The following is a 390-nucleotide window of genomic DNA, read 5'->3' as shown; positions in this document are numbered from 1 at the left end:
AGTGCCTCATTGCGTCGCTTTTTGCTGTCCCACAATATTTTTTTTCTGCCATCCACCCATTTTTCGACCTGCTCTTCGGCAGTCAGCTGCTGCGCTTCGGTCAGATCAAAAATATCGGGGTTATTTGGGGAGTGAACGGCACCGGGAAGCGGTTCATCCCCTTCCGGCGTCAGTGTGAAGCGGTTATAAATCTGCTCTTTCGCGGTATCCGTCACAACTGCCATTGCTTTGGCGGTACCAGTTTTTTCCTTAGTCCTTTCTGGTACCGCCCTTTTTACAAAACAGAGAAAAGTATCCCCGGATGACGGGGTCATAACCCGATCCATCCTGATAGTTGTGGCCACTGATGCTCTTCTCTGTTTTGTGGAGAAACTAACCGACCGTGCAGGG

General features: G+C 50.3%; 2 pseudogenes. One reads left to right on the top strand and one right to left on the bottom strand.

The features are described from left to right. Positions 1-212, bottom strand: a pseudogene (locus tag FDX22_RS15905) (terminase gpA endonuclease subunit); the annotation flags it as partial. A gap of 10 nt (positions 213-222) precedes the next feature. Here FDX22_RS15905 and FDX22_RS31220 point away from each other — a divergent pair. Next, positions 223-390, top strand: a pseudogene (locus FDX22_RS31220) (hypothetical protein); the annotation flags it as partial.

The sequence above is a fragment of the Citrobacter sp. TBCS-14 genome, from assembly GCF_005280805.1.
GTDB lineage: Bacteria > Pseudomonadota > Gammaproteobacteria > Enterobacterales > Enterobacteriaceae > Citrobacter > Citrobacter gillenii.
This window is presented reverse-complemented; position numbering and strand designations above follow the sequence as displayed.